Origin of the sequence: Acidovorax soli (genome assembly GCF_900107605.1) — a bacterium.
Classification (GTDB): Bacteria; Pseudomonadota; Gammaproteobacteria; order Burkholderiales; family Burkholderiaceae_C; genus Acidovorax; species Acidovorax soli.
This window is the reverse complement of the sequence record NZ_FNQJ01000011.1, coordinates 71,775-98,697: the sequence shown is the minus strand read 5'-3', so window position 1 is coordinate 98,697 and position 26,923 is coordinate 71,775. Positions and strand designations below refer to the sequence as shown.

26 protein-coding genes and 2 pseudogenes are annotated in these 26,923 nt (G+C 65.1%); 20 read left to right on the top strand and 8 right to left on the bottom strand.

The genetic code is table 11. From position 1 onward, the window contains the following. Positions 1-134 precede the first annotated feature (134 nt). Positions 135-515 carry a hypothetical protein gene (locus tag BLW02_RS09895; RefSeq protein WP_139285348.1) on the bottom strand — a complete coding sequence of 127 codons (381 nt, stop codon included), beginning with the start codon at positions 513-515 and terminating at the stop codon, positions 135-137. 10 nt (positions 516-525) lie between these two features. Continuing rightward, the gene (locus BLW02_RS09890) at positions 526-1,179 is read right to left on the bottom strand and encodes a hypothetical protein (protein ID WP_092698117.1); all 654 of its coding nucleotides are present in this window, start codon (positions 1,177-1,179) and stop codon (positions 526-528) included. 381 nt (positions 1,180-1,560) lie between these two features. Between BLW02_RS09890 and BLW02_RS09885 the strand changes: the two genes are divergently transcribed. The 5 genes from BLW02_RS09885 to BLW02_RS19615 are packed head-to-tail and all read left to right on the top strand — an operon-like array spanning position 1,561 to position 5,979. Then, the gene (locus BLW02_RS09885) at positions 1,561-2,784 is read left to right on the top strand and encodes a cytochrome-c peroxidase (RefSeq protein WP_092698116.1); all 1,224 of its coding nucleotides are present in this window, start codon (positions 1,561-1,563) and stop codon (positions 2,782-2,784) included. Between the two features lie 43 nt (positions 2,785-2,827). Beyond that, the gene (locus BLW02_RS09880; RefSeq protein WP_139285347.1) at positions 2,828-4,195 is read left to right on the top strand and encodes a porin; all 1,368 of its coding nucleotides are present in this window, start codon (positions 2,828-2,830) and stop codon (positions 4,193-4,195) included. After that, positions 4,195-4,749, top strand: coding sequence for an FMN-binding protein (locus BLW02_RS09875; RefSeq protein WP_244273665.1), 555 nt, complete (start codon positions 4,195-4,197; stop codon positions 4,747-4,749). Before BLW02_RS09880 ends, BLW02_RS09875 begins: the two co-directional genes overlap by 1 nt. Continuing rightward, positions 4,746-5,480, top strand: a complete 735-nt coding sequence (locus BLW02_RS09870; protein ID WP_092698115.1) for an FAD:protein FMN transferase — start codon at positions 4,746-4,748, stop codon at positions 5,478-5,480. Before BLW02_RS09875 ends, BLW02_RS09870 begins: the two co-directional genes overlap by 4 nt. Positions 5,481-5,517: 37 nt before the next feature. Then, entirely contained in the window at positions 5,518-5,979 is a 462-nt protein-coding gene (locus tag BLW02_RS19615) for a cytochrome b/b6 domain-containing protein (RefSeq protein WP_139285346.1), read from the top strand. A 298-nt stretch (positions 5,980-6,277) separates the two neighbouring features. Here the strand turns inward: BLW02_RS19615 and BLW02_RS09865 are convergent. Next, positions 6,278-6,475 (bottom strand): annotated as a pseudogene (locus tag BLW02_RS09865) (transposase); the annotation flags it as partial. Positions 6,476-7,060: 585 nt separating this feature from the next. On the opposite strand from BLW02_RS09865, the gene BLW02_RS09860 reads away from it, so the two are divergent. The 4 genes from BLW02_RS09860 to BLW02_RS09845 are packed head-to-tail and all read left to right on the top strand — an operon-like array spanning position 7,061 to position 11,518. Further along, positions 7,061-7,840, top strand: coding sequence for a DUF3348 family protein (locus BLW02_RS09860; protein ID WP_244273664.1), 780 nt, complete (start codon positions 7,061-7,063; stop codon positions 7,838-7,840). Next, a complete protein-coding gene (locus tag BLW02_RS09855) occupies positions 7,837-10,266 on the top strand; it encodes a DUF802 domain-containing protein (RefSeq protein ID WP_092698114.1) in 2,430 nt (809 codons plus the stop codon). Before BLW02_RS09860 ends, BLW02_RS09855 begins: the two co-directional genes overlap by 4 nt. Beyond that, complete coding sequence (locus tag BLW02_RS09850) at positions 10,263-10,916, top strand: OmpA family protein (protein ID WP_092698113.1); 654 nt, start codon at positions 10,263-10,265, stop codon at positions 10,914-10,916. The genes BLW02_RS09855 and BLW02_RS09850 overlap by 4 nt, the downstream gene beginning before the upstream one ends. Continuing rightward, positions 10,913-11,518: a DUF2894 domain-containing protein gene (locus BLW02_RS09845; RefSeq protein WP_092698112.1), complete on the top strand. Its 606-nt coding sequence runs from the start codon at positions 10,913-10,915 to the stop codon at positions 11,516-11,518. Before BLW02_RS09850 ends, BLW02_RS09845 begins: the two co-directional genes overlap by 4 nt. Positions 11,519-11,620: 102 nt before the next feature. Here the strand turns inward: BLW02_RS09845 and nhaR are convergent, their stop codons facing one another. Further along, a complete protein-coding gene (gene nhaR, locus BLW02_RS09840; RefSeq protein ID WP_026435311.1) occupies positions 11,621-12,517 on the bottom strand; it encodes a transcriptional activator NhaR in 897 nt (298 codons plus the stop codon). Between the two features lie 150 nt (positions 12,518-12,667). On the opposite strand from nhaR, the gene BLW02_RS09835 reads away from it, so the two are divergent. Next, on the top strand, positions 12,668-13,204 hold the full coding sequence (locus BLW02_RS09835; RefSeq protein ID WP_026435310.1) for an Rrf2 family transcriptional regulator: 537 nt from the start codon (positions 12,668-12,670) through the stop codon (positions 13,202-13,204). Between the two features lie 84 nt (positions 13,205-13,288). Here the strand turns inward: BLW02_RS09835 and BLW02_RS09830 are convergent, their stop codons facing one another. From BLW02_RS09830 to BLW02_RS09820, 3 genes are all read right to left on the bottom strand, one after another. Then, positions 13,289-13,882 carry a MarC family protein gene (locus tag BLW02_RS09830; RefSeq protein WP_092698111.1) on the bottom strand — a complete coding sequence of 198 codons (594 nt, stop codon included), beginning with the start codon at positions 13,880-13,882 and terminating at the stop codon, positions 13,289-13,291. Next, a complete protein-coding gene (locus BLW02_RS09825) occupies positions 13,879-14,292 on the bottom strand; it encodes a VOC family protein (RefSeq protein WP_026435308.1) in 414 nt (137 codons plus the stop codon). The genes BLW02_RS09830 and BLW02_RS09825 overlap by 4 nt, the downstream gene beginning before the upstream one ends. A 69-nt stretch (positions 14,293-14,361) precedes the next feature. Further along, on the bottom strand, positions 14,362-15,009 hold the full coding sequence (locus BLW02_RS09820) for a glutathione S-transferase (protein ID WP_092698110.1): 648 nt from the start codon (positions 15,007-15,009) through the stop codon (positions 14,362-14,364). Positions 15,010-15,131: 122 nt separating this feature from the next. Here BLW02_RS09820 and BLW02_RS09815 point away from each other — a divergent pair, with 122 nt between their 5' ends. From BLW02_RS09815 to BLW02_RS09790, 6 genes are all read left to right on the top strand, one after another. Then, positions 15,132-15,500, top strand: coding sequence for a DUF2946 family protein (locus BLW02_RS09815; RefSeq protein ID WP_092698109.1), 369 nt, complete (start codon positions 15,132-15,134; stop codon positions 15,498-15,500). 78 nt (positions 15,501-15,578) lie between these two features. Then, positions 15,579-17,897 (top strand): TonB-dependent receptor, encoded by a 2,319-nt coding sequence (locus BLW02_RS09810; protein ID WP_092698108.1) that lies wholly within the window; start codon positions 15,579-15,581, stop codon positions 17,895-17,897. A 119-nt stretch (positions 17,898-18,016) separates the two neighbouring features. Next, a complete protein-coding gene (locus BLW02_RS09805) occupies positions 18,017-18,469 on the top strand; it encodes a YcnI family copper-binding membrane protein (RefSeq protein ID WP_425285658.1) in 453 nt (150 codons plus the stop codon). A gap of 44 nt (positions 18,470-18,513) precedes the next feature. Continuing rightward, on the top strand, positions 18,514-19,017 hold the full coding sequence (locus BLW02_RS09800; protein ID WP_092698107.1) for a copper chaperone PCu(A)C: 504 nt from the start codon (positions 18,514-18,516) through the stop codon (positions 19,015-19,017). A 95-nt stretch (positions 19,018-19,112) separates the two neighbouring features. After that, on the top strand, positions 19,113-19,895 hold the full coding sequence (locus BLW02_RS09795) for a PhaM family polyhydroxyalkanoate granule multifunctional regulatory protein (RefSeq protein WP_092698106.1): 783 nt from the start codon (positions 19,113-19,115) through the stop codon (positions 19,893-19,895). Between the two features lie 53 nt (positions 19,896-19,948). Then, positions 19,949-21,253 (top strand): FIST signal transduction protein, encoded by a 1,305-nt coding sequence (locus tag BLW02_RS09790; RefSeq protein WP_092698105.1) that lies wholly within the window; start codon positions 19,949-19,951, stop codon positions 21,251-21,253. A gap of 71 nt (positions 21,254-21,324) precedes the next feature. Here the strand turns inward: BLW02_RS09790 and BLW02_RS09785 are convergent. Further along, positions 21,325-21,701: pseudogene (locus BLW02_RS09785) on the bottom strand (hypothetical protein); the annotation flags it as partial. 234 nt (positions 21,702-21,935) lie between these two features. Here BLW02_RS09785 and BLW02_RS09780 point away from each other — a divergent pair. The 4 genes from BLW02_RS09780 to BLW02_RS09765 all read left to right on the top strand — a co-directional run bounded on the left by BLW02_RS09780 (position 21,936) and on the right by BLW02_RS09765 (position 26,906). After that, a complete protein-coding gene (locus tag BLW02_RS09780; protein WP_092698104.1) occupies positions 21,936-23,135 on the top strand; it encodes an ABC transporter substrate-binding protein in 1,200 nt (399 codons plus the stop codon). 103 nt (positions 23,136-23,238) lie between these two features. Then, on the top strand, positions 23,239-24,114 hold the full coding sequence (locus BLW02_RS09775; protein ID WP_026435300.1) for a branched-chain amino acid ABC transporter permease: 876 nt from the start codon (positions 23,239-23,241) through the stop codon (positions 24,112-24,114). An 88-nt stretch (positions 24,115-24,202) separates the two neighbouring features. Further along, entirely contained in the window at positions 24,203-26,143 is a 1,941-nt protein-coding gene (locus tag BLW02_RS09770; protein ID WP_092698103.1) for a branched-chain amino acid ABC transporter ATP-binding protein/permease, read from the top strand. A gap of 40 nt (positions 26,144-26,183) precedes the next feature. Then, positions 26,184-26,906 (top strand): ABC transporter ATP-binding protein, encoded by a 723-nt coding sequence (locus BLW02_RS09765; protein ID WP_026435298.1) that lies wholly within the window; start codon positions 26,184-26,186, stop codon positions 26,904-26,906. Positions 26,907-26,923 lie beyond the last annotated feature (17 nt).

The following is a 26,923-nucleotide window of genomic DNA, read 5'->3' as shown; positions in this document are numbered from 1 at the left end:
CTGGCCGTATACCGCGAGTTGCTGATCAACAGCCCGCAGCACTCCACCCTCGTTCATTGAAACCCAGGGTGTTGCACTTCACTTTTGAATCCGCCCAAAAATTCGGACACACCCTGTGGTGGCTCAGAACATGTTCACTGCACCACCGTGACGCATCCGGTATCTGTGGCAGCGATCAGGTAGCCCCGTGGATCGTAGCCCTTCACCTGGTAGCAGTAGGTCTGGTTGACATAGACCGAGCTGTCGATCAGGGTGGTGGTATTCACGGTGGCCAGCGCGTAGCCGTCGCGGAGCACATCGAAGCTGGCTACCCCGGGGTGGTCGCTCCAGTCCACCTGGATCGATTGCGGACCCACTCGGGTCAGGGCCAGATTCAGCGGGTCCACCGGAGGCGGTCCGCCCGAAACATAGACTTCGCCACCGCCGCCGCAGCCGGCCAGTCCGGCTGCGATCAACAGGGCTACCGCGCCGCGTGCCAGCCAACGGCGGGTCAAGGGAGTGTAGGAGTGCTGCATCTGGTGCTCCTCAGGGCGCGGTGATCGGGTTGGCGGTGACGGTGGGCTGCGAGGTGCTCAGATAGAGCAGCGGCGCTGCGTTGGTGGCGCCGGGCTGATCGATGCGCAGTTCCAGGAAGCGGTCAGCCGGGTTGGCAACAGCCAATTGGGCCATGGCGGTGGCTGCCGGCATCGCATCACTACGCAGGACGCCGGCGCTGCCCCGCAGGTCGGTCCCGGCTGGCTGCTGGTTGAGTTGCACCCAGGCCATGCGCAGCAGCCCGGCGGCGACCGGGGCCTTGACCTCCAGGCGGATGGATTCACGCTGGGTGAAGCCCTGGCCGCCATCGCTGACGACGATCTCGCTCTGGCTCACCGGCAGATCGATGGCTGTGCTGCCGACCACCAGGCGAAACGCCTGCACCGAGCCCGCATAGCGGCCTCTGTAGGCATCTGGATCGGTGTCGGGCACGCTGTCATCGTAGCGTGCCTGGAACGACCAAGTGCCCGAGGCGAGGTCGGCGCGGGTGAATGGCAGGTTGGCTGGCAAGGCGGCCAGCTGCTCCGCCGTCGGTGGCTTGAAGCGGCCGTTGCCAGACAGGGCGAACGGCGCGGCGTTGCAGATCAGGGGCAGGGACAGCAGGGATGCCAGGGCCAGCGCCGCAGGCGAGAGCACAGCTGCCAACGGAGAGCGGCGCACTGGGCGCTGTGGAGGGCAAGAATGAAGAGGCATCGTGCTTTCCAAAAACGCCCAAGCGGGCGGGTACGAACTCAACGGCCACCTCTCGTGGCGTGCTGACACCGGATGCAATTCGTCGCAAATTAGCCGGTGCGCTGTGTACCCATTGGGCCGTTCCGAGCTTGGTGCACACCACTGGCATGAGGCTGCTATGGCGCCTCGAAGTGTCTGGATCGGTCATGTCGCCGGCACTTCGTGCAGGGCCTTCAATGCTCGCGTTTGGGCATGGGTGTTGTCGCCGACCCCAACCACATGATCTCGGCCTGTCAATGAGACTGAGAATTTAATACAATCAAGAATCAATATCATTACAACTCGTATTTTTATATGTTTGCAATCCCATTGGGAGGTGGGCACCGGCGTACGTGCTCGGCGGTGCTGTGGGCGCTGCCTCTTGCGGCTGCATTGACGGCATGCGGCGGCGGGGCGTCTTCCTCGCAGGGCGGGGGCAACACGGCAAGCGGCTCGCTGTCGGCGGTGGCTACGGTCGGGCAGAAGATTTTCCAGGACTCTTCGCTGTCCGCCTCGGGCCGACAGTCGTGCGCCAGTTGCCACGACACAGCCTCCGGCCATGCCCAGCCCAACGGCCTGGCCGCCCAGTTTGGCGGTCCAGGGTTGGACAAGCAGGGCGGCCGACAATCCCCGACGATCCGCTACCTGGCTTCCAACAAGGCGTTGTTCTTCGCCGCCGATGGCACGCCCACGGGTGGCTTTTTCTGGGACGGCCGGGCGAGTTCGTTGCAGGATCAGGCGGGCAAGCCCTTTCTGAACCCAGTCGAGATGGCCAACGCCAGCAAGGCCGAAGTGGTGGGGCGGCTGGCGGCGGCTTCGTACGCGGGCGAGTTCCGGCAGGTGTTTGGCGATGCCATCCTGGGTGACGTGGATGGCGCTTTCCAGCGCATGACCCTGGCGCTGCAGCAGTACCAGCTCGAGGACCCGGACTTCCACCCCTATTCAAGCAAGTACGACGCGTTCCTTCTGGGCAAGACCGCCCTCGGCACACAGGAGCTGCGCGGGCTGGCTCTCTTCAATAACCCCGCCAAGGGCAACTGCATTGCCTGCCACCCCTCGGGGCGTGGCGCGGACGGCAGCCTGCCGCTGTTCACCGATTTCACCTACGACAGCCTGGGTGTGCCGCGCAACCCGGAACTCGCGCAGAACAACGACGCTGGTTTCTACGATCTGGGTTTGTGTGCGCGCGAGGGCGGCGACCTGGCCGCGCGCGCCGACCTGTGCGGCCTGTTCAAGGTGCCGACGCTGCGCAATGTGGCGCTGCGCCACGCGTATTTCCACAACGGCCGCTTCAAAACGCTCAAGGAAGTGCTGGCCTTCTATGTGCAGCGCGATACGCATCCTGAAAAGTGGTACCCGCTCAACGCGGACGGCAGCGTGCAGAAATTCAACGATCTGCCGGAGCGCTATCGCGGCAACGTGAACGTGACCGAGGTGCCCTACAACCGCAAACCCGGCGCCGCGCCCGCGCTGAGCGATGACGAGATCGACGATGTCATCGCCTTCCTCAAGACGCTCTCCGATGGCTACCAGCCCTGACGGTGGGCCTTTTCCTTCTTTCTCTCACTTCACCCGACTTCCCATGAAACCGACTTTCAAACGCAGCGGCAGCGCGCTCGCCGTCCACGCACTGGGCCTGACACTGGCCCTGGCAGCCACACCGGTCCTCGCGCAGCAATCACAGACACCCTCCCAGGCTGCTTCGCAGGCAGAACTGGCGCAAAAACTCGAACAGCTCGCGGCCGAGCTGGCCGAGGTCAAGGCGCAGCTCGCGCAGCTGAAGGCGCAGCCGCCGCAAGCCACCGCCGTGGCGCCGGGGGGCTGGAATGGGCCTGCCGGCAGCGCACCGGCCGCTGCGGCAGCGGCTGGCGCCACTCCCGTGGCGGCGCTGGCGCCCCAGGGGCCGGCCACCGTGCTCACGGGCTATGGCGAGATCAATTACAACCGGCCCACGAAGTCCACCGACAAGACGCAGCTCGACCTGCGCCGCTTCGTGCTCGGGCTGCAGCACCGCATCAATGACCGCACCAAGATCGTGGGCGAGCTCGAGGTGGAGCATGCCGTCACGTCAGCCAGCGACCCGGGCGAGGTGGCGATGGAGCAGGCCTACATCGAGCACCAGCTCACACCCACGCTGGCCGCGCGCGGCGGCCTGTTCCTCATGCCGGTGGGGTTGCTGAACGAGACACACGAACCCACGGCCTTCTACGGCGTGGAGCGCAATTTCGTCGAGACGGCCATCATTCCCACCACCTGGCGTGAAGCGGGTGCGCAGGTCATCGCCAATTTCGACAATGGCCTGACGCTGCAAGGCGGCATCAGCACCAGCTTCGACCTGACCAAGTGGGATGCCGCCTCGGGCGAAGGCGCCGAGTCGCCCCTGGGCTCCACCCATCAGGAAGCCGCCAAGGCCAAGGCCCGCAACCTTGCGTGGTTCGGCGCGGCCAACTGGCGCGGCGTGCCGGGCCTGCTCGTGGGCGCATCGCTGTTCAGCGGCAATGCCACCCATGGCCAGGCGGGCTTCGCCAATGCGCGCGTCACGTTGGCCGATGTGCACGCGCGCTGGACACCCGGGCGCTGGGACCTGTCGGCACTCTATGCGCGCGGCAGCATTTCCAACACCGACAGCCTGAACCTGGCGCTGGTCGGCAACCCGACGCTGATTCCCAAGTCCTTCGACGGCTGGTATGTGCAAGGCGCCTACAAACTCTGGCAGCAGGGTGACTACACGTTCAGCCCCTTCGCGCGCCTGGAGCGCTTCAACACCGCGCGTGCCTTTGCCGATCTCGGGCCGGGCCTGACGCCCGACGTGGCACGGACCGAGCAGGTTGCCACCGTGGGTGCCAACTTCTGGGTCACGCGCTCGGTCGTGCTCAAGGCGGACTACCAGCGCTTTCGCGTTAACACCCAGGCCAACCGCGTGAACCTGGGTCTGGGCTGGAGCTTCTGATGCCCGCAATGCGCATGGCCCTGTACCCCTCGGCCGCGCTGATCGCGCTCGCACCCGCGGGCGCGTTGGCCGTGGACTACATGACCGCCGAGCAGGCGCAAAAGCTCATGTTCCCGCAAGCCGACGCCTTCGAGCCGCGCGATCTGCCGGTCGATGCGGCGCTGGCGCAGCAGCTTGCGGCAGCCGGCGTCAAGCCTGCTGCGCCGCGGCTGCAGGTGCGCCTGGCGCGCCAGGGCGGCGCCGTGCTGGGCTTCGTGGTGGTGGACGAGGTAATCGGCAAGTTCGAGCGCATCACCTACGCCGTGGGCGTGGAGGCCGATGGGCGCGTGCGCCAGGTCGAGGTGCTGTCGTACCGCGAAAGCCATGGGCACGAGATCCGGCTACCGGCTTGGCGCAGGCAGTTTGTCGGCAAGACGGCCGCGTCGCCGCTGCAAGTGGGCGAGGACATTGCCAACATCAGCGGCGCCACGCTGAGCTGCACCCATGTGACCGAGGGCGTGCGGCGCAATGTGGTCTGGCTCGATCTGCTGCGCCGCAGCGGCAGGCTGTCATGAGCGTCTGGTTGCGCCGCGCCCGGCCCTTGCTGGGTACGCTGGTGGAGATCGGCGTGCCGCAGGAAGCCGCCGCCGAGGATGCGTTGCAGGCAGCTTTTGCAGCCGTGCGGCGCGTGCAGGCCTGCATGTCGCGCTTCGAGCTGGATAGCGACGTCGCGCGCTTCGCGGCGCTGCCTTCGGGGGCAAGCATGGAGGTTGAATCCGAGACTGCAGTGGTGCTGCAGTCCGCCTGGGCACTGCAGCAGGCCAGCGGCGGCCTGTTCGACATCACTCTGGGTCGCGCGCCTGACGGCTGGCGCTGCGAAGGGCGCAGCCTGCATAAGCAGGCTGCCGCAGCGGCATTCGACCTGGGGGGCATCGCCAAAGGCTACGCCGTGGACAGTGCCGTGCAGACGCTGCAGCGCCTGGGTTGCACGGCGGGCTGGGTCAATGCCGGGGGCGACCTGCGGGCCTTCGGAGCCGTGCTGCTCCCGGTTCTGTTGCGTGACGAAGACAGCGGTGGCGTGCACCCGTTCATGCAACTGGGCGATGCGGCATTCTCGACGAGCCGCTTCGGCGTCCACTGTCGCAGCCAGGTTTGGGCCGCAGGCGGTCGCGGGGTGGATGCCCATGTGAGCGTGGCCGCGCCGAGCTGTCTGTGGGCCGACGCATTGACCAAGGTCGTAGCGGCCAGCGGCGATGCACAGCACCCGCTGCTACAGGAGCATCGTGCCCGTGCATGGCTGCATTGACCTGGCCTCACGCTGAAAGTGAAAGACCGGTACCCCTATGAATCACCTCAAAAGCTGGCAGTACCGCGCCCTGTACGTCACCGTGGCCGCGCTGACGCTCAGTGGCTTGCTCTGGCTGGCCTGGCACTACCTCTGGGGCGCGGGGGCCGGCAACCTGCCGCATCCGCTGGAGCCGTGGTGGATGCGCCTGCATGGCGCGGCCGCGTTTGCTGGCCTGTTCATGGCCGGCGTGCTGGCCGCCGCCCATGTGCCGCAGGGCTGGCGCATGACAACGCGCAGCCCGCGATTGCGCCAGCACAGGGCGGGCCAGCGCCGCACCGGCATCGTGCTCTGCGCCCTGGGCACAGCCGCCGTGCTCAGTGGCTACCTGCTGTACTACTTTGTGCCTGAGAACTTGCATGAATTGATGGGCTGGGCCCATGCGGTGCTAGGCCTCGTGCTGGCTTTGTTGCTGCCGCTGCATGGCTGGCGCCATGATCAGTCGGCTTGTGGGCGTTAAAGGTATCTTCCGCCGCTACGGCGCCTGCGGTGAGAACACCATGCAAACCTGGCTTTCGCATGTGGTGGACGCCACAGGTCGGTGGGTGGCGAAGGAGTTGTGCCTTCGGCCCGACTGCCACCAGAGGGGTGGTGGTTTGGGCCGCTTCAGGCTGAACTGCGTCATTTGCAGGTAGCGGCCCCAGCGGCCGCTCTGGCCATGACCAGACATCCGACGAACAGCGGCTTGCATACCTCCTAGAACGCTTCGATTTCATGCGTGCAATTTTTGCCTTATCAAATTCCTCCAAGGCGGGTACCAGCAGCCTTTGCCGGCCCAGGAAGACGTTGGCCAGTGCCAGGGCAGTAAACGCTCGCGTCGCGTTCTTTTGCAGCCCCACATAGCGCACCTTGCCAAAGCCCCACGGCCGCTTGACCACGCCAAAGACATGCTCGACACGGGCTCGAATCTTGGACTTGCTGCGGTTCTTGCCGCGCGCTACCTCGTCCACGAGGCCAAGGCATCCACCTTGAAGGAGTCGCAAGCCGTGGTTCGTTGCAGGCCAGTGATGTTACCCAATGGTCGCATGCTCAGTGTGCTGGCTTACGGCGGCCGTGCGTATAATGACCTTTGGGTCGGGTTTATTTGGTGTGCAGGCATTGGATGTCATGCGACAAAAAGCACCATTTAAGAGTGGAAGTGACAGAATAAAGTCTGGTTTGGGTGGTTGGAGTCGATTGAAACCATGTCTGGTTTTTCGCCTCATAACCCAAAGTTCTCGCGCAACCAATAAGCAAGCGGTTTCCGCTGACAGTAAACGCCCACTAACCAGTGGGCGTTTTTGTTTGTGCTTACGTTGTCTCATGACGAAATATTCAATCGGAAGGCGCGTGCATTGAACGCATGCGTACATGGATCGCATGGCTGGTATCAGCGCTTGGTGATGTGCACTGCGGAAAACGCTGGGCCGGCGCGTCGCCGCACCGATTGGGCGCTGTTTGGAGCAGGGTATCTTGCGCAAACACGGGCTTCCGCGGTTGGGGCGCGGCTCCCTGGTTTCCAAGAGCTTTCCGAGCAGGAGTTGACACAGTGAATCGTTTCCATGCGGATGTATCTGCGTGACCGCCTCAGCCGTTCAGGGTTGATTGCACTCCTGGAGGAATGGGCGCAGGAAGACTTCGTGCGGGTGCAGCAACCGCGGGATCTGGCGGAGCAGCTGAGCAGCTGGCTGAGTGCCGTGGATGCCATCAAGGTCAGCAGGGCGCTGAATGCCATGGAGGTTGTTTCGCCAGGGATGGTGCAGCGGAGACGGTCGGTGGATGCGCCAGCAATGGACGCCGTAATTCAAGCTGTGAAAGCTGAAGTCTTTGGGCTCATCACCAAGCCGCATTCTCCTGTGAGGCCCCTTCGCGGCCGGGTGGACCAAGTGCCTGTCGGCCATGCCGAAGCGCAGCCCTTGACAGAGCCCGCAGCGCAGATCCAGCGGTATGTCGGCCTGCAAAAACAGATGGGAACAAAATTCGCGATCCTGCGTGGGCAGATGCGAGAGTGTTTGCGCGAGGGCTCGCTCGCGCTGCAGCAACTGGCAGCGCTGGATGCCGTGATGGAGCAGATGCTGGATGCCCGCGAGCAGCGGCTATGGGCATCGCTGCCAGGCCATCTGGAGCGGCGCCTGGCAAATCTACGGCACAGGCACCAGCAGGGGTTGCAAAGCAGCGGACAGGCAGGTGAGCCCGTGGACAGCCACCCGGAGGATGGTTGGCTGCGGGCTTTTGAGCAGGACTTGCAGGACTTGCTGCTCGCAGAGATGCAGGTACGCCTTCAGCCTATCACGGGGCTGCTGGAGGCAGCCTGCAACGAGGTAACAGGACAACAGGAATGAACAAGAGTGTGATGGCAGCCATCTTCGCAGTGGGCCTTGCGGTCGTGGGTTGGGTGGGCTGGGGTTTTGTGGGCTACAGCCCGCTGGCATTGGCCATGACGGTCGTGATTGGCGGGGTTTACGTGCTGGGCGCCTATGAGCTGATGCAGTTCCGCGCCGCGACAGCGTCTCTGCGGATGGCGCTGGCAGGCAGCCCCGCAGAGCCGCTGTCCGACCTGAGCGGGTGGCTGGGTCGCCTCGCCCCCTCACTGCGCAACCCCGTGCGCCAGCGCATCGAGGGCGAGCGGGTGGCGCTGCCCGGACCGGCCCTCACGCCCTACCTGGTCGGTCTGCTGGTCATGCTGGGCATGCTCGGCACTTTTCTGGGCATGGTGGTCACCTTCAATGGCGCCGTGGCAGCGTTGGAAACCTCGTCCAACCTGGAGTCCATTCGCGCCGCGCTGGCGGCACCCATCAAGGGCCTCGGTCTGTCGTTCGGCACCTCGGTCGCCGGTGTGGCCGCTTCAGCCATGCTGGGCCTGTTGTCGGCCATGAGCCGCCGCGAGCGGCTGGAAGCGGTGCGCCTGCTGGATGCCCATGTCCCCACCCTGTTCAGGCCCTTCTCGTCCGCCCACCGGCGTGAAGAAATGCTCCTGGCCCTGCAGGCGCAGGCCCAGGCACTGCCGCTGATCGCCGAACACCTGCAGGGCCTCATGGAAGGCATGGAGCGCCGTCACGGCCAATTGGGCGAGCAGCTGCTGGCACAGCAGCAGGGGTTTCACCGCGAAGCGGCCTCGGCCTACACCCAGCTGGCCAGCACCGTCGGGACATCCTTGCAGGAGAGCCTGGGCGCCAGCGCCCGTCAGGCGGGAGAGACGATTCGTCCCGTGGTCGAGCAGGCAATGGCCACGCTGGCCCAGGAGGCCCAGCGTTCGCACGAACGGTTGCGCGCAACCACCGATGCACAGCTGCAGGCGCTCTCGGCCCAATGGGAGGGTACGGCCCGCCAGGTGGCCGACACATGGACTTCGGCACTGCACAGCCACACACAGACCCAGGGCACCCTGGTGGCGCAGCTCGACGGTGCCCTGCAGTCGGTCACGCAGGCGTTTGACCAGCGGTCCAGCGCACTGGTGGACTCTCTGCAGGCGTCAACCGCGCAAGCGCACGCAGCCCAGGCCGTGGCCGATCAGCAGCGTCTGGAAAGTTGGAATCGCTCCATGGAAGGCATGGCCAGCAGGCTCGGCGCCGAGTGGCAACGCACAGGCACGCAGATGCTGGAGCAGCAGCAGCGCGTCGGCGAGGCCCTGGAAGGGGCGGTCCAGCAGATCGACCACAGCCTGCAGACGGCCGCCCAGGCGTTTGACCAGCGTTCCGACAGCTTGCTGACAACGCTGCAGGACACGGTCGCGCAATCGCACGCCGCCCAGGTGACGGCCGACCAACTGCGCCAGGAAAACTGGAGCCGTTCCATGCAAGCCATGGCCAGCACGCTCAGCGCCGAATGGCAGCGTGCGGGCGCACAGACGGTGGCGCAGCAGCTGGGGGTGTGCCAGGCCCTGGAGACAACCGCCACGCAGATCACCGAACGCATGGCCGAGCAGGTGGCACGCACACTGGGTGGCGCGGCCACGTTGTTGGACCAGTCGGACGTGTTGCTGCGCACCCGCATGGAGGCCGAGGCCCAGTGGGTGCAGGCCCAGGGCCAGCGCATGGACGAACTGACCGGCGTGTGGCGCACCGAGCTGGTGGCCCTGCGCGATGCCGAGGCCCAGCGCGGCCAGGCGGCCGTGGAGCGGCTCGACACCCTGCAGGCTGCCGTGGCACAGCACCTGGCCACACTCGGGTCGGCCCTGGAGGCCCCGCTCACGCGCCTGCTGCAGACCGCTTCGGACGTGCCGCAGGCTGCGGCCGAGGTCATCACCCAGCTGCGCCAGGAAATGACGCGCCTGAGCGAGCGCGACAACCTCGCTCTGGAAGAACGCGCTGCCATGATGGAGCAGGTGGGCACACTTTTGCAGTCGGTGAACGAAGCGGCCGTGCAGCAGCGCGCCGCCATTGATGCGCTGGTGGGCTCGGCCGCCCGGGTGCTGGAGCAGGCGGGCCAGCAGTTCGCCCAGTCGCTCGGCGCGCAGGCCGGCAAGGTGGACGAAGTGGCAGCGCATGTGGCCGCCAGCGCCGTGGAGCTGGCCAGCCTGGGTGAGTCCTTCAGCCACGGTGTGGGCCTGTTCAGCGCCAGCAACGAGAAACTCATGGCAAGCCTGCAGGGCATCGAAGGCGCGATCGGCCAGTCGATGAGCCGCAGTGATGAACAGCTGGCCTATTACGTCGCCCAGGCCCGCGAGGTGATCGACCTGAGCATCAGCGCGCAGCAGGGCATCGTGGAAGACCTGCGCCGGCTGCATGGCAATGCCGGCAGGGTCCCGTCGCAAGGGGTGGCCGCGTGACGGACCTGGACGACAGCCTGGACGATGCCGCCGAACAGACGGCCCCGGCGTGGGCCGTGTTTGGCGATCTCATGGCGGGATTGCTGGGCGCTTTTGTGCTGATCCTGGTGGGCGTGCTCGTGGTGCAGATCGATCTGGTGGCCAGCCTCCAGCAGGAGGTGGCGAAGCGCCAGATGGAGGAGCAGCGCCGCATGGCACTGGAGAAGGCGCTCGCCATTCCCCTGGCCAGCGGCCGGGTGACCGTGAACAACGGCCGCATCGGCATCAGCGGCAGCGTGCTGTTTGCCACAGGCTCTGACGAGCTGCGCCCAGAAGGCCGCCAGCTCCTCACCAGCCTGGTGCCGCCCCTGCAGGTGTACCTGCGCGAACGCGACGAAATGCTCATGGTGAGTGGCTTCACCGACAACACCACGCTGCTGCGAGGTGCCCACCAGCGCTTTGCCGACAACCTGGAGCTGTCGGCCCAGCGCGCCCTGACGGTGGCGCGGGCACTCATCGACGAAGGCATGCCCTCCTCCCAGGTATTTGCAGCGGCCTTTGGCGCCGAGCAGCCGGTGGCGGACAACACCGACGAAAAGGGGCGCGCGCAAAATCGCCGCGTGGAAATGGCGCCGGTGCCCAAGGCCTCGAATGCAAAGCCTGTCCGATGAGTGAGCCGGGCGAGCCCACGCTGCAGTCCCTGCGGGCCCACGGCGCCGATCGCCATGACCCGGCACGCTTTCACTTCCTGGAGGTGATGGCCCGACGCATTCCAGACCAGCCTGCAGCCGTGCAGCAAGTACTGCAAGGCCGCCTGCGTGCGGCGGTGATCGACTATGCCGCGTGCGTCCGTTCGGCGCCAGGAGCGCGGCAGCGCATGGAGCAGCCCGCCATGCCCGCAGAGGGCTCTGGCCTGGTGCAACTGAACCGCGACCTGAACGCCCGCGTCCGGAACGATGGCGGCATCGCGCGCACGGGTGTCGGCGCAGGGGTTTCGGACATGCAGAGCGTGCGCCAGTTCAGCGAAGTATGGTCCAAGATTTCTGCGGAACGACGGGTAGCGCAGGCGCTGGAGCACGGACCCGACAACGCCGGTCCGCTCAACTCGCACAAGCTCATGCTGCGCGCACTTTGCTTGATGCAATCCTTGTCGCCGGACTACCTGCGGCGCTTTCTGTCGCACGTTGATTCCCTGTTGTGGCTGGAGCAGGCAAGTGCGAAACCCTCACGCTTGGCAGCCAAACCGGGGCGCAAGAGCCAGCCCAGGCAATGAGCTTTCCGGTGGACGGGGTTCACGTGTTGCGATGCCCATCGTTCTGGGCAACGCATCGCCTGCGCAGCCGATCCGTGCAATAGCGCCAACCCGGGCAGCGCCTCACTGGGCAAAGAGCTCTGCCCTGGCGGCCCGTGTGATGGCGGAAACGCAGGGGTGGGTGATGCGGCGTTCTACGGAGATGGCGAAGAATTCCTCCACCAGCTCGGAGGTCTTGCCCACCACCTGCACGCCAAACTGCGCCACGGTTTCGTCCTCCAGTACGCTGGGCGAGGTGAAAACGCCGCGACCTTCCCGGCCAAAAGCATTCATGAGCGCGCTGTCATCGAACTCTCCCACGATGTGCGGTTGCAGCTGGTATTTGTTGAACCAGTGATCGAGTTGCTGGCGCACGGAGGACATGGGGCCCTGAATCAGCATGGGCGCGCCGTGAAGGCATTGGGGAAAGGGGCCCTGGAGCTGCTGGGCGAGCGAAGGGGCGCAGAAGAAACTCATGGCGCTGGTCCCGAGCGCATGGTTGAAGGCCTTCACCCCCACTTTTCTGGACACCGGTTCGTCGGCAATCACCAGATCCAGGCGGTGCAGCGTGAGTTGCGCCAGCAGCTCCGGGAACTTGCCCTCGTGGCAGATCATGTGCACGCGATCCGCCAGGCCCAGTGCCGGTTCCAGCAGATGGTAGGCCACCGGCTTGGCGACCGAATCGGCGATGCCCACGCGAAATTCCAGCGGTCTTGCCTGGCCGCGCGAGAGACGCACGGATTTTTCGAGTGCGTCCCCTAGGGCAAAGATCTGTTCGGCGTACCCCAGCGCAATGCGCCCCTCGCTGGTCAGCTCCAGCCCCCTGCCGCGCTTGCGAAAGAGGTCATGGCCCAGCCATTGCTCCAGTTGCTTGATCTGGCCTGACAGCGTCTGGGGCGTGGTGTGCAACTGCTCACCGGCGCGCACCACGCCGCCGGCCTTGGCCACCGTCCAGAAATACTTGAGATGCTTGAAGTTCATCGGGATGTGCAATGGTTCGATAAAAACGCAATGTTTTTATCAATAAAACGAATATACACGAAGTGTTGAATTCACTACATTGGTCCGATGGGCCGAGCTGGAAAAGGGTTTTCCGGGGCTCGGAGGTATCAATGTTCACAAGGAGTGACGATGCGAATTACCACCAGAGGACAGCTTGCCGTGTCAGCGATGACCGACCTGGCCATGCGCCAGAACACGGGCCCGGTGGCGCTGTCCACGATCAGCGCGCGCCAGGGCATCTCGTTGTCGTATCTCGAACAGCTTTTCAGCGCCCTCAAGCGGGCTGGCCTGGTTGACAGCACGCGTGGGCCCGGAGGCGGCTATGCCCTGGCCCGCAAGCCCGATCAGGTGTCGGTGGCCGACATCGTGGTGGCGGTGGAGAACCACCAGCCAGGGGGGGAGGCGGCGGCGACGCAGGCGTCGTCCCAGATGGTGACCATGACCGGGACGCTCTGGACGGCCTTCAACGCACGGGTGCTGGAATACCTTCAGTCCGTCACGTTGCGTGATTTGGTGGCCGAGCAGCAGGCGCGTGGCGTGCAGGTCGAATCGCCCGTGGTGGCGCGCGCCAAACTTGCCCGCCGTCCGGCGCCGCTGATGGCCCGTGCCGGAGTGCCCAATTCGGTCTTTGCCCTGGGCGCTGCCACTGCGCTGGCAGGCAAGTAGGTGGGTGCGGCGACCCGGTCGCCATGTTCATGCCGCTGACTCGGGGCGTGCCGGTGTCCTGCCGCCCCCGCTGGGTAGTGCTGCCTACAACTGCTGCGCCAGCTGCTTGATGCCGCGGATCAGCATCTCCACCGAGATGGCCACCAGGATCAACCCCATCAGGCGCTCAAAAGCCATCACCACGCGCTCGCCCACCAGGCGCTGGATGCGTTCGGCCATCAGCAGCACAACGGCGCACACGGCCATGGTCACGCACAGGGCGGCCACCCACTCCATCCGCCGTTCGGGCGCCTGGGCCACCAGCAGCATGACGGTGGCCATGGCCGAGGGGCCCGCAAGTGCGGGAATAGCCAGCGGCACGATCAGCGGCTCGCCGGGCAGTTCTGTCTGAGGCCCGGAATCTGGCGGAAAGATCATGCGCAGTGCGATCAGAAACAACACGACCGCACCGGCGATCTGCAGCGACAGGTCGCTCAGGTTCATCACCCGCAGAAACTGCGCGCCAAAGAACAAAAACACCAGCAGCAGTGCGAAGGCGATCAGCACCTCGCGCAGGATCACCCGGGCCCGGCGCTCGGGCGCCACGCCGCGCAGGGCGTTGGCAAAGATGGGGATGTTGCCCAGCGGATCGGTGATCAGCAGCAGCAAGATGGTGGCCGAAGCAAAGGTGTAGCTCACGATGCGTACACCGAGTCCAGCGAGCGAAAGCCCTTGATCTCTATCGGGTTGCCGCTGGGATCATGAAAGAACATCGTCCACTGCTCGCCGGGCTGGCCGGCAAAGCGCACCTGCGGCGCGAGCACAAAGTCCGTTTGCGCGGCCTTTAGGCGTGCGGCCAGCGCATGCCAGTCGGGCAATTCCAGAATGGCGCCGAAGTGCGGCATGGGCACCAGATGGTCACCCACATGGCCGGTGCGGGCGCTGGCAAAGGGGGGGCCCAGGTGCAGCGAGATCTGGTGGCCAAAGAAGTCGAAGTCCACCCAGGTATCGGTGCTTCGGCCTTCCTGGCAACCCAGCACACCGCCATAGAAACGGCGGGCTGCATCAAGGTCGGTGACGTGAAAGGCGAGGTGAAAGAGGCTGCGCATCCCATAAAGGATAGCAGCGTGGACTCCCTTCACGCCGCACTGCCAATGGCGTCTCGGCAGCCGGCCGGCTCAGCGCTTGGGCGGGCGCGCAAGCATCTCTGCGGTGCTGGCCTTGCGGTCGGCGTTCACGCGCTGCACATGCGGGCGCTCGGCCATGCGGGCCAGGTATTCGCGCACGGGCAGGTCGGCCAGGTAGTCGCGGCCGTAGATGATCTTGGTGGCCGAGCTGATGAGCGGCAGGTGCACGATGGCGGCGCAGTCGGCCAGGGTGAAGCTGTCGCCCGCCATGCAGGGGCTGAACTGCGCCAGCCGGCCGAAGGCGGCAATGTTCTTTTCCAGCTGGGCGCCCACCTTCTCGCGGGTCGATTCACTCACCGTGCCACCAAAGAAGGCCTGGGGATACAGGTTGCGCGCCACCAGCTCCAGGTGCAGTTCCAGAAAGGTGATCAGCTCGCGCACCTTGGCGGCGGCAAACGGGTCGGCGGGCAGCAAGGCCGGTTGGGGATGGGCGGCCTCGATGTAATCGGCCATCACTGCAGATTCGCACAGGGTTCCCTGGGGTGTGCGCAGGTAAGGCACCTTGCCCAGGGGCGTGGCGCTGCGGTCGGTCTCGCCCACCCAGGCCTGTTCTTCGGTAAAGGGCAGGCCTTTTTCCAGCAGGGCGAGCTTGACCTTGTTGTAGTAGTTGCTGGCTGAAAAGCCGCAGAGTGTCAGCATGGGGATGTCTCCTTGGGGATGGGTAAAAAAACACATCGTAGAAGGCGGGCAGGGCAAAGCCCGTCGCCCAGATGACCCCGGTCAAGGACTTGGCGGCTTGCCCACCTACAATCAGCGCCTTCATGACAGCCCCCCTGCAAACCCTTCGCCGCGCTCGCTGGTTCGCCCGCATGGTGCTGGCGTGGTTTGTCATGTCCATCGGCGTGGCGGTGGCGTCGCCCCTGGTCAACCCGCAGGCCATGGAGCTGATCTGCTCGGGCTCGGGCGCGATCAAGGTGCTGGTCAAGACCGACGACGGCGCCAAGGAGCTTTCCAGCCACACGCTGGACTGCCCGCTGTGCGCGCATGTGGGCGCTCCACCTCCCGCGTCGCAGGCCCCGCTGCCGGTGATGCACCCCCTGGCGCATGCCCTGCGCCCCATTCCTGCCGCGCACATCGCTGCGCGCACTGCCGCGCCGCTGCCGCCGCGCGGGCCTCCATCGTTCTCCTGAGATTGCCTTGATGTGATAGCTGATTGCGCATGAAAACATGCGCTCGCAGCCTATTTGGCTTGATTTTCAGGAGTTTCCATGCGCAAGAGCCGCATGGCACTGGCCGTGTCCAGTGCCTTTCCCCTCGTCCTCACCTTCTCGTTCACCGGGGCCGTGCCCGCATTCGCCCAGACTGCCGATCATGCCAATGGGCCGGTCAAGGAACTGGGCGTAGTCACCATCAGCGGTGGCCAGCCCACCTCGCTGCCCACGCAGATCCCCACCACCATCGAGGGCGTGACGCGCGAGCAGATCGAGCATTCGATCAACGCCACCGACAGTGAGGACGCCCTCAAGTACCTGCCCAGCCTGCTGGTGCGCAAGCGCTACATCGGCGACTACAACCACGCCGTGCTGTCGACCCGCGCCTCGGGCACGGGCAATCCGGCGCGGTCCATGGTGTTTGCCGACGGCATCTTGCTGAGCAACTACCTGGGCAACGGCCCCACCAACGCGCCACGCTGGATGCTGGTCACGCCCGAGGAGATCGAGCGCGTGGACGTGCTCTACGGTCCCTTCTCCGCCGCCTATGCGGGCAACTCGGTGGGCGCGGTGGTGGACTACGTCACGCGCATGCCGACACAGTTCGAGGCGCACGGGCAGGTCAGCACCCAGCACCAGCCGTTTGACCTCTACAACACCAGCGGCACCTACGGGGGCAAGCAGGTGAGCGCATCCGTCGGCAACAAGAATGGCGACTGGTCCTGGTTCCTCAACTTCAATAAGACCGACAGCGAAGGCCAGCCGCTCACCTTCCCCACGCGGCTCGTGTCCGCAGGCACCGTGGGCAGCGCGGGCACGCCTGTCACTGGCGCGGTGCTGGGCAACAACCGCAGCAACCAGCCCTGGTACCTGCTGGGCACGGCCACGCAGTACCACACGCAGCAAGACCATATCAAGGCCAAGATCGCCTACGACGTCTCGCCCACCGTGCGGGCCGCTTACACCTTCGGCTGGTGGCACAACGCATCCGAAGGGCGGCCCAGCAGCTACCTGCGCGAAGCCAATGGCAATGCGGTCTACAGCGGCACGGTCAACATCAACGGCCGCTCGTACACGCTTGCGCCCACCGACTTCAACGTCTCCAACGAAGACCTCACGCATTTCATGCACGGGCTTGTCGTCAAGAGCCACACCCAGGGCGTGTTCGACTGGGAGGTGGCCGCCAGCCTCTACGACTACCAGACCGACACCCTGCGCGCCGCCACCGTCGCGCTGCCTGCCGCACTGAACGGCGGCGCGGGCCGCATCGTCAACAGCCAAGGCACGGGCTGGAACACGCTGGCCGCCAAGGGCACGTGGCGGCCCGATGGCGTGCAGGGCGCGCACATCGTGGACTTTGGCCTGCAGCGCGACAGCTACCAGCTGCGCACCATCGAGAACGCCACGGCGAACTGGATCAACGGCGCAGCAGGCGCCCGCAACCAGGCCTTCAATGGCGATACGCAGCTCATCGGCCTGTGGGCGCAAGACGCCTGGAAGATCGCGCCCCAGTGGAAGGCCGTGCTCGGCGCCCGCGCCGAGCGCTGGAGCGCCCGCAACGGCCAGACGGGCAACGCCACCACCACCGTGGGCCACCCCGAGCGCAACGAAACCTACCTCTCGCCCAAGGCGGCCGTGGCCTACCAGGCCAATGATCTGTGGGTGCTCAAGGCGTCCACAGGCCGCGCCGTGCGCATGCCCACCGTGGCCGAGCTATACCAGGGCGGCATCAGCGGCAGCGGCGCGTTGATCAACAATGACCCCCACCTGAAACCCGAAAAGAGCTGGACCACCGAGCTGACGGCCGAGCGCGACATGGGCAATGGGCTGCTGCGCCTCACGACCTTCTTCGAGCGCACCAGGGACGCGCTGTATTCGCAGACCAATGTGCTGGTCACGCCCAACCTCACCAACATCCAGAACGTGGACGCCATCCGTACCCAGGGGCTGGAACTCTCGTACCAGGCGGCCAACGTGCTGGTGCGCGGGCTGGAGCTGGGCAGCAGCCTGACCTGGACCCATTCCAGGATCACACGCAACGACAAGTTCCCCGCCAGCGTGGGCCAATGGCAGCCGCGCATCCCCGAGTGGCGCGCCAGCGCCGTGGCGACCTACCGGCCGGACGACAAGTGGTCCTACACCCTGGGCGCGCGCTACAGCGGCAAGCAGTACAGCACGCTCGACAACAGCGACCCCAACGGCTTTGCCTACCAGGGCGCCAGCCGCTACTTCACCACCGACTTGCGCGTGCGCTACCAGATCACCAAGCAGGTGAGCGCCGCCGTGGGTATCGACAACCTCAACAACTACCAGTTCTGGAATTTCCATCCCTACCCGCAGCGCAGCTACATGGCCGAGCTGAAGTGGGCCCTCTGACCTCTGCATACGCCATCATTACCATGAGAACTCTCAAAAGAATAGCTACTTGCGCTTTATTGGTAAGCGCCACAGGTCTTTTTAATGTTGCAAATGCCCATATCACGCTGGAATACCAGGTGGCCAACGCCGGCAGCGGCTACAAGGCCACGTTCCGCGTGGGCCACGGCTGCGGTGAGTCGCCCACGCGCGAGATCGTCGTGACCCTGCCGCCCGGCGTGGAAGGCACCAAGCCCATGCCCAAGGCCGGCTGGACCATCGCCATCGAGCGCGAAAAGCTCACCCCGCCGCGCACCGACCACGGCAAGGCCATTGCGGAGGAAGTGCGCCGCATCCGCTGGACGGCGAACACCCCGGCCGATGCGCTGCCCAACGCCTACTACGACGAGTTCGTGCTGCAGGCGCGCATGCCCGCGCAGGCGGGCACCCTTTACTGGCCCGTGGCACAGGTCTGCGAACAGGGCCGCACCGACTGGGCCGAGGTGCCTGCCGCAGGCCACAAGCCTGGCGATCTGAAATTTCCCGCCCCCGCGCTGGAGCTGATGCCGGCTGCAGGCGGTCACGCGCATTGACCGTTTTCCCTTTCCCTTTTCTTTTTCAACCCCAGGAGAGCTCCATGACACTGCAACACATCACCCGCTCCGCTTTCATCGTCCTGGCCCTGCTTGCCGGGCAGGTCCATGCCCAGGCCACCGCGCCCGTGGTGGTGGACGGCGCCTGGGCACGCGCCAGCGTGCAAGGCCAGAAGGCCACGGGCGCTTTCATGCGCCTGACCGCAAAGGACGGCGCTCGCCTGGTGCGCATCGAAACGCCGGTCGCCGGCGTGGCCGAGGTGCACGAGATGAAGATGGAAGGCGACATCATGAAGATGCGCGCCGTGCCCGCGCTCGACCTGCCCGCGGGCAAGACCGTGGAACTCCAGCCTGGTGGCTACCACGTCATGCTGCTGGACCTGAAGGCACCCTTGGCCAAGGGTTCCACCGTGCCCGTGACGCTGGTGTTCCAGGATGCCAAGGGCGTTGAAACCCAGCTGCCGCTGCAGTTGCCGGTGGCCACGCAGGCGCCTGGTGCAACGGCTGCCGCAATGGGCCACGGCACGGCGCACGGGCAAAAACACTGAGCACCGGGGGCTTCCCGCTGCCCAAGGCATTGGAGTAAGCTGTGCCACCACGGCGCCCCGGGCCGTGCCACAGACCCATCTCTTGCGGAGCGGCCATGAGCGACACATCCCACTTTGGTTTCGGCAAATTCGTCCCCGGCTTTGACTTTCTGCAAAGCCTGGCCAAAGGCGCCTCCAGCGGCATTCCCCAACTGCCCAACCTGTCGAACTGGGTGGCGCCCACGCTCAGTGTCGAAGAGCTGGAAAAGCGCATCGCCGAACTCAAGGCCGTGCAGTTCTGGCTGGAGCAGAACTCGCGTGCCCTGACGGCCACCGTCCAGGCGCTGGAAGTGCAGAAGATGACCCTGGCCACGCTTCAGGGCATGAATGTCAGCATGGCCGAGGTGGCCAATGCCTTCAAGCCCAAGGCCGCCGATACCGTTGCCAGCCGGACCAGCGCCCCCGCGCCGGCACCCGCGCCCGCAGCGGCTGCGCCACAGCCCGCTGAACCCGTCCAGCCTGCTGCGGCCGAAAATGCGCAGGCCACCAAGGCGCCCGAGCCGGCCCTGGTGGACCCCATGCAATGGTGGGGCGCGCTGACCAGCCAGTTCCAGCAGATCGCTGCCAGCGCCCTGAAAGACGCCGGCAAGCCGGCGGCGCTGGACCCCACCACCAGCATGGCCACCGAAGCCCTCAAGACCGCTACCGACATGGCCAGCCAGTTTGCCGCCAAGGGGCTGCAGACCCTGCGGGCCGGCCAGCGCACTGCCGCCGGTGCGGCCAGGCCGACCGCTGCCAAGAAGCCAGCCGCCAAGAAGGCGTCCGCCCCATCTGCGGCCAAGTCCGCCACCAAGAAAACCACGGCCCGCCGCGCACCGCGCAAGCCGGCGGGCGGATAGGCTGCTCTGGCGGTGCTGCAGGCAGCGCCCGCCGCCGCCCGTGAGGTCACACCATGAAACTATTTCCCACCGGCCATGCCACCCATCCCCAGTGGCGCATGGCCGCCGCCCTGGTGCTGGCGCAGTTGCGCGCCCAGATGGCCCTGCCCGACTACGCGCACGCCCCCACGCTGGGCCTGCTCTACATCACCGACCACTATGCCAGCGAGGCGCAGGCACTGTTTGACTACCTGAGTGGGGAGCTGCCCGAAGTGACCGACTGGAGCGGCACCGTGGGCGTGGGGGTCGCGGCCAACAATGCCGAGTATTTCGACGAGCCTGCGCTGTCGGTGATGCTGCTCGACATCCCGGCCGACCAGTACCGCGTGTTCTCGGGCGTGGCCCCGCTGCCGCGCAATCCAGCCAGCGGCTTCGAGGCCCATACCGCGCTGGTGCATGCCGATGGCCATACGGCCGAACTGGCGGAGCTGCTGGGCGAAATGGCCGCGCGCACCACCACCGGCTACCTGTTTGGCGGGCTCAGTGCCAGCCGTGGCGCCAGTGTGCAGTTCGCCGTGGCCGGCAATGGCAACATCGCCGGCCACGGGGCGGCGGGCGGGGTATTCGATGGCGGCCTCTCGGGCGTGGCCTTCGGGTCCGGCGTGGCGCTGCTGTCGCGGGTCACGCAGGGATGCCAGCCGGTGGGGCGCTTGCACACCGTCACCGCTGCGCACGAGAACGTGGTGCTGCAGCTCGATGCGGAGCCCGCGCTGGATGTGCTGCTGTCCACGCTCGATGTGTCGCTGGACGGCGATCCGCAGGCGGCGCTGCGCAAGGTGCGGGCAACCCTGGCGGGGCTGGTCGATGCCGGCGAACAGCCGCAGGGGGCGCAGCACACCGGCCACTTTGGCACGGACACCCGGGTGCGCCACATCGTGGGCCTCGATGGTGCGCGCCGGGGCGTGGCCCTGGCCGATCAGGTGGAGCCCGGCATGCACCTGGCGTTTTGCCAGCGCAACGTGGCCGCGGCCCGTGCCGACCTGATGCGCATCTGCGCGGAAATCCGCGAGGAGCTGTCGCCGGAAGAGACGGAGCCGGCACCGCTGGCCGGCGAAGCGCAGGAGGGTTTGCGCCAGGCGCCTGGCAGCGCGGCACCGGCGGCGGCCAGCCCTGCGGCCCGGTCCATCCGGGGCGCCATCTACGTGAGCTGCTCGGGCCGGGGTGGGCCGCACTTTGGCGGGCCCAGCGCCGAATTGCAGATCGTGCGGCATGCGCTGGGCGATGTGCCGTTGACCGGTTTTTTTGCCGGCGGCGAGATTGCGCACCACCACCTGTATGGCTACACCGGTGTGCTGACGGTGTTTGTGGGCAGCGAATAGGGCCGTTGCGATCAGGCCGCCGGGCGGTCCTCGGCCTTGTCCTTTTCCTCGGGGGGCAGGCGTGTGACCGGGAGCGTGACGATGTCCTGCACTTCGCTGTATTCGTCGATGGCAAACACCATGGGCACATCCGACAGGTGGAGGTTGTCCAGCAGCTCCATGCCTGTGATGGTTTCTGGCATGAGGGGGTTGTTTGCTGCGGCTGCTCCGGCAGGCCGCCGTGGGCCTTGTCCCGCAGCGTGCACGATAGCCGCTGGCACGTGTTGATCACGCCCAGGCATGTTGTCCATGCCGCCCCGCACCACCGGGAAGCGTGCGTGGTCAGACGCTTCGATGCATTCAGGTTGTCTTCAAACGATGCATCGACATCCACGCACACCACGTTGCCACGCGGCACCATCAATGAGCCAATCTGGCGGCCGTCCCGCCGGAACACATTGCGCACCAACGGCACGGCAACGGCCGTCTGCGCTGACCATGCCCTCGGCCAGCGCGCGGGCAAATCGCACGATGGGGGCGCAGGCGTCTGCCATGCGGGTGGTCAGTGATTTGTCAGAAAAAGCCCGGGGGTTCAAGGGTTTTCACTGTCGAGAGAGCAGGGGGGCATTCATTAACGTCCATGGTGGCCGCGCAAACTGGTTTGGTTATGCCGGATTGGAACCGTACACATTCAGGAGACACCATGAAATTCGCCTTCAAAATTGCTGCCCTTGCCGGCGCTGTTGCACTGTCCACCGCTGCCTTTGCGGCAGACCCTATCAAGATCGGTGTGGATGGCCCTTTCACGGGCGGTTCGTCCTCCATGGGCGTCAGCATGCGCGATGGCGTGCGTCTGGCCGCAGAGGAAATCAACAAGGCCGGCGGCGTGCTGGGCCGTCCGCTGCAACTGGTCGAGCGTGATGACGAAGCCAAGAACGAGCGTGGCGTCCAGATTGCCCAGGAGCTGGTCAACAAAGAGCGCGTAGTCGCCGTGGTGGGCTACATCAACACCGGTGTGGCCCTGGCTTCGCAGCGTTTCTTTCAGGAAGCCAAGATCCCGGTCATGAACAACGTGGCCACCGGCTCCATCATCACCAAGCAGTTCGAGAAAGAGCCTGAGAACTACGTGTTTCGCAATGCCGCACACGACAGCATCCAGGCACCCATGATTGTTGAAGAAGCCGTGGCACGCCGCGGCTTCAAGAAAGTGGCGATCCTGGCGGACTCCACCAACTACGGCCAGCTCGGTCGTGAAGATCTGGAGAAAGCGCTGAAAGCCAAGGGTGTCACGCCAGTGGCCGTTGAAAAGTTCAACATCAAGGACGTCGACATGACGGCCCAATTGCTCAAGGCCAAGGCGGCCGGTGCCGAGGTGATCCTGACTTACGGCATCGGTCCTGAACTGGCACAGATCGCCAACGGCATGACCAAGCTGGGCTGGAAAGTGCCGATGGTTGGCAGCTGGACCCTGTCCATGGCCAACTACATCGACAACGCCGGCCCCGGCGGTGAAGGTGCACGCATGCCGCAAACCTTTGTGCAGGAGCCCACCACGCCCAAGCGCCAGGCGTTCATCGTGAGCTACCTGAAAACCTTCAACCCGAAGAACAGCCGCATCGATTCACCCGTTTCGGCTGCCCAGGGTTATGACTCCATCTACCTGCTGGCTGCTGCGATCAAGCAGGCCGGCAGCACGGAGGGCCCCAAGATCAAGGCCGCACTGGAAGACCTGAAGGCACCGGTGGAAGGTGTTGTCACCACCTATGTGAAACCTTTCTCCAAGACCGACCACGACGCCATCACCGCCAACATCCCGGTGTTTGGTGAGGTCAAGGGCCAACGCGTTGTTTACGCATACCCCGAAGACCAGAAAAAGGCTTCTGAAGTTCGCCTGAAGAAGTAAGCGGTTCGTAAACCGCTGCCGCTGCCAGAAACGGCAGCGGTATTTTTTTGTCCACTGACATTTTTCACGCCATTCGACCGATCCGTACGCGAGGGCTTCCCGCATGCAAATTTTTACCCAACTCGTCTTTAGCGGCATTGCACTGGGCATGATCTATGCCGTTATCGCCTTCGGCTATCAACTCACCTTTGCCACCTCGGACACCCTGAACTTCGGTCAGGGCGACGCGCTCATGCTGGGCGCCCTGGTCGGTCTGACACTCGTAGGCTTGGGTGTCAACTACTGGCTCATGATCCCGCTGGTGTGCCTGTTTGGTGCACTTCAGGGCGCCGTGGTGGAGCGCATCGGCGTGCGGCCCGCCATCAAGATCAAGTCAGAGTTCGGCTGGATCATGTCCACCATCGCGCTGGGCATCATCTTCAAGAACGTGGCAGAAAACGTGTGGGGCCGTGATGACCTCAAATTCCCTTCGCCACTGCCAGAGGCACCGTTCCAGTTCCTGGGCGCCAACATCTTGCCGATGGAAGTGCTCGTGGTCTGCGGTGCGCTGGCCATGATGCTGGCGGTGGAGTTGTTCAACCGCCGCTCCATCTTCGGCAAAGCCGTGGTGGCCACCTTCAATGACCGCGATGCCGCCAAGCTGATGGGCATCAATACCGGGCTGGTGATTACCTTCTCGTATGCGCTGTCGTCCCTGACGGCCGGTTTTGCGGGCGTGCTGATTGCGCCGCTGACGTTGACGGGGGCCACGATGGGCGCCGTGCTGGGGCTCAAGGCTTTTGCGGTCGCCATCATCGGTGGCCTGACCAGCGGCCTGGGCATTGTGGTGGGCGGCATCATCCTGGGTGTGGCAGAGACCACCACCGGTTTTTATCTCAGCACCGGCTACAAGGATGTTCCTGGCCTGGTGCTGCTGCTGATCGTGCTGGCCGTGCGTCCGCAGGGAATTTTCGGCAAATCCGTGATCAAGAAGGTCTGACAAAGTGGCTGCATCCTCTATTACCTCCCTGGCAGGTTCCGGCGGCCCGCAGGGCCCTGCCTCGCCCACGTCCAGCACCACCAAAGTGATGCGTCTGGTCCTGTCCATTGCGGCTTTTGCCGCCCTGCTGGCCTTCCCCACGGTGGTCGGCAATCCTTACTACATCCATCTGCTCGAGACCATCATGATCTACGCGATCGTGCTCTTTGGTCTTGACATTGTGGTGGGCTACACCGGGCAGGTGTCTCTGGGCCATGCCGGTCTGTTCGGCCTGGGTTCCTACACGGCGGGTGTGCTGGTGTTCAAGTTGGCCGCACCCATCTGGGTCACGATTCCGGCCGCCATCGTGCTGACGGCGGGCTTCGGTGCGCTGCTGGCGCTGCCCGCACTGCGCGTCTCTGGCCCTTATCTGGCCATGGTGACGTTGGCGTTCGGCACCATCATCCAGATTCTCATCAACGAGATGAGTTTTCTGACCGAAGGCCCCCTGGGCATCAAGCTGGACAAGCCCGAGATTGGCGGGTTCCAGCTGGCCAAGCGCGAGTACTTCTGGCTGGTGGCTACCATGATGGTGCTGTCGCTCATCGTGTCGCACCGCATTTTGCGCTCCCACCTGGGCCGGGCCTTCGAGGCGCTGCGCGGCAGCCCCGTGGCGTCCGATTGCATGGGCGTATCGGTCTATCGCTACAAGGTGTACGCTTTTGTGATCAGCGCCGGTTTTGCCGGATTGGCCGGGTGCCTGTACGCGTATTCGGAGCAGTACATTTCCCCCAACTCGTACAACTTCGAACTCACCGTGCTGTTCCTGCTGGCGGTGATCATGGGGGGGCGCAAGAGCCGCATCGGCTCGCTGGTGGGCGCTGCCATCATCGTGCTGCTGCCCAAGCTGCTCGATGATGTGGAGCTGTTCCGCTACGTGTCCGTGGGCCTGGCAGTTCTGGTGGCCATCACGGCCGTGGTGGCTGTCCGGCGCGAGCGCTCGACCATCGCGCAAATGGCGATCCCGGTGGTGGGCAGCATGGCGCTGGCCGCTCTGTCGTTCTGGTTGCAGACCATGACCGACTGGCGCTTGTCGATCTTCGGTGTGATCATGCTGTTTGTTGTGTACTACCTGCAGGACGGCATTGTGGGTTTTGTCCGCAATGCGCTCAACCTGCGCACGGCACCTCCCGATCTGCCCTTGCAGCCCATCGGTGCAGCACAGGCGGATGCGGTGTCCACAGCCACCAGGGCGGGTGAATCCACTGAGCTGTTGCAAGCCAGCGGCGTGCTCATGCAGTTTGGCGGCCTCAAGGCCCTGAACAATGTGGACCTGAGCATCAAACGGGGCACCATCCACGGCCTCATCGGTCCCAACGGTTCGGGCAAGAGCACCATGATGAACGTGCTCACTGGCATTTACGTTCCGACGGCTGGCGCGATCAGCTTTAGTGGCCGCTCTGTGGTGGGTCGCACCTCGTCGGACATTGCTCTGTCGGGTATTGCGCGAACCTTCCAGAACGTACAGCTGTTTGGCGAAATGACCGCGCTGCAAAACGTTCAGGTGGGTCTGCACCACAGCTTTGCAAGCAACCTGTTTGACGTGGCCGTGCACACGGGGCGCTACCGCCGTGAGAACGATGCCGCCGTCACCCGGGGCATGGGTCTGCTGCGTTTTGTCGGCCTGCAAGACCTGGCCGCGGAACAGGCTCGCAACCTGCCTTATGGCAAACAGCGCTTGCTGGAGATTGCCCGCGCTCTGGCACTCGATCCGCAGTTGCTGCTGCTCGATGAGCCAGCCGCCGGACTCACGGCCCCTGACATCGTGGAACTGATTTCCATCATCAAGAAGATTCGCGATCATGGAGTGACGGTGATCCTGATCGAGCACCACATGGATGTGGTGATGAGCATCTGCGACACGGTATCGGTGCTGGATTTTGGCCAGAAGATTGCCGAAGGCATGCCCGCGGAAGTTCAGGCCGATCCCAAGGTCATCGAGGCGTACCTGGGCGGTGGCGCCGAGACCGTCGTGGCCCAGCCCGCCTGAGCCCGATGCCCCCGAAACGACGATACAAGACGCACAACACATGCTGACCATCCAGAATCTTTCGGCCGGCTACGGCAAGGTACAGGTGCTTCACGGCATCTCCATCGAAGTGCCCAAGGGCAAGGTCGTGACGCTGATCGGCTCCAACGGCGCTGGCAAAACCACCACCATGCGGGCGGTGAGCGGCATGATCGCGCCGACCGCGGGCCAGATCACGCTCAACGGCAAGCGCATTGACGGCCAGGAGGCCTACACCATCGCCAAGCTGGGGCTGGCGCACTCCCCGGAAGGGCGGCGCGTTTTTGCCACCATGACGGTGACCGACAACCTCACCCTGGGGGCTTTTCCCCGCCTGACAGGTAGCCGCCCCCGGGGGGATGTGGCCGGTGATCTGGAGCGGGCTCTGGAGCTTTTTCCGCGCCTCAAGGAGCGCCGCACTCAGCTGGCTGGGACGCTGTCCGGCGGTGAGCAGCAGATGCTGGCCATGGCCCGCGCCATCATGCTCAATCCGGAAGTGGTGTTGCTCGACGAGCCCTCCATGGGCCTTGCGCCCATTCTGGTGGCGGAAGTTTTCCGCATCATTGAGCGCCTCAAGGGGCAGGGTGTCACCATGCTGCTGGTGGAGCAATTTGCGGCAGCCGCCCTGGCGGTAGCCGATTACGGCTATGTGCTGGAAAACGGACGCATTTCCGTGCAAGGCCCGGCGGAGCGCCTGCGCGATGACCCGGCCGTGAAGGCTGCCTACCTCGGCGGCGGCCACTGACGCTGGGTGAGGCTGGC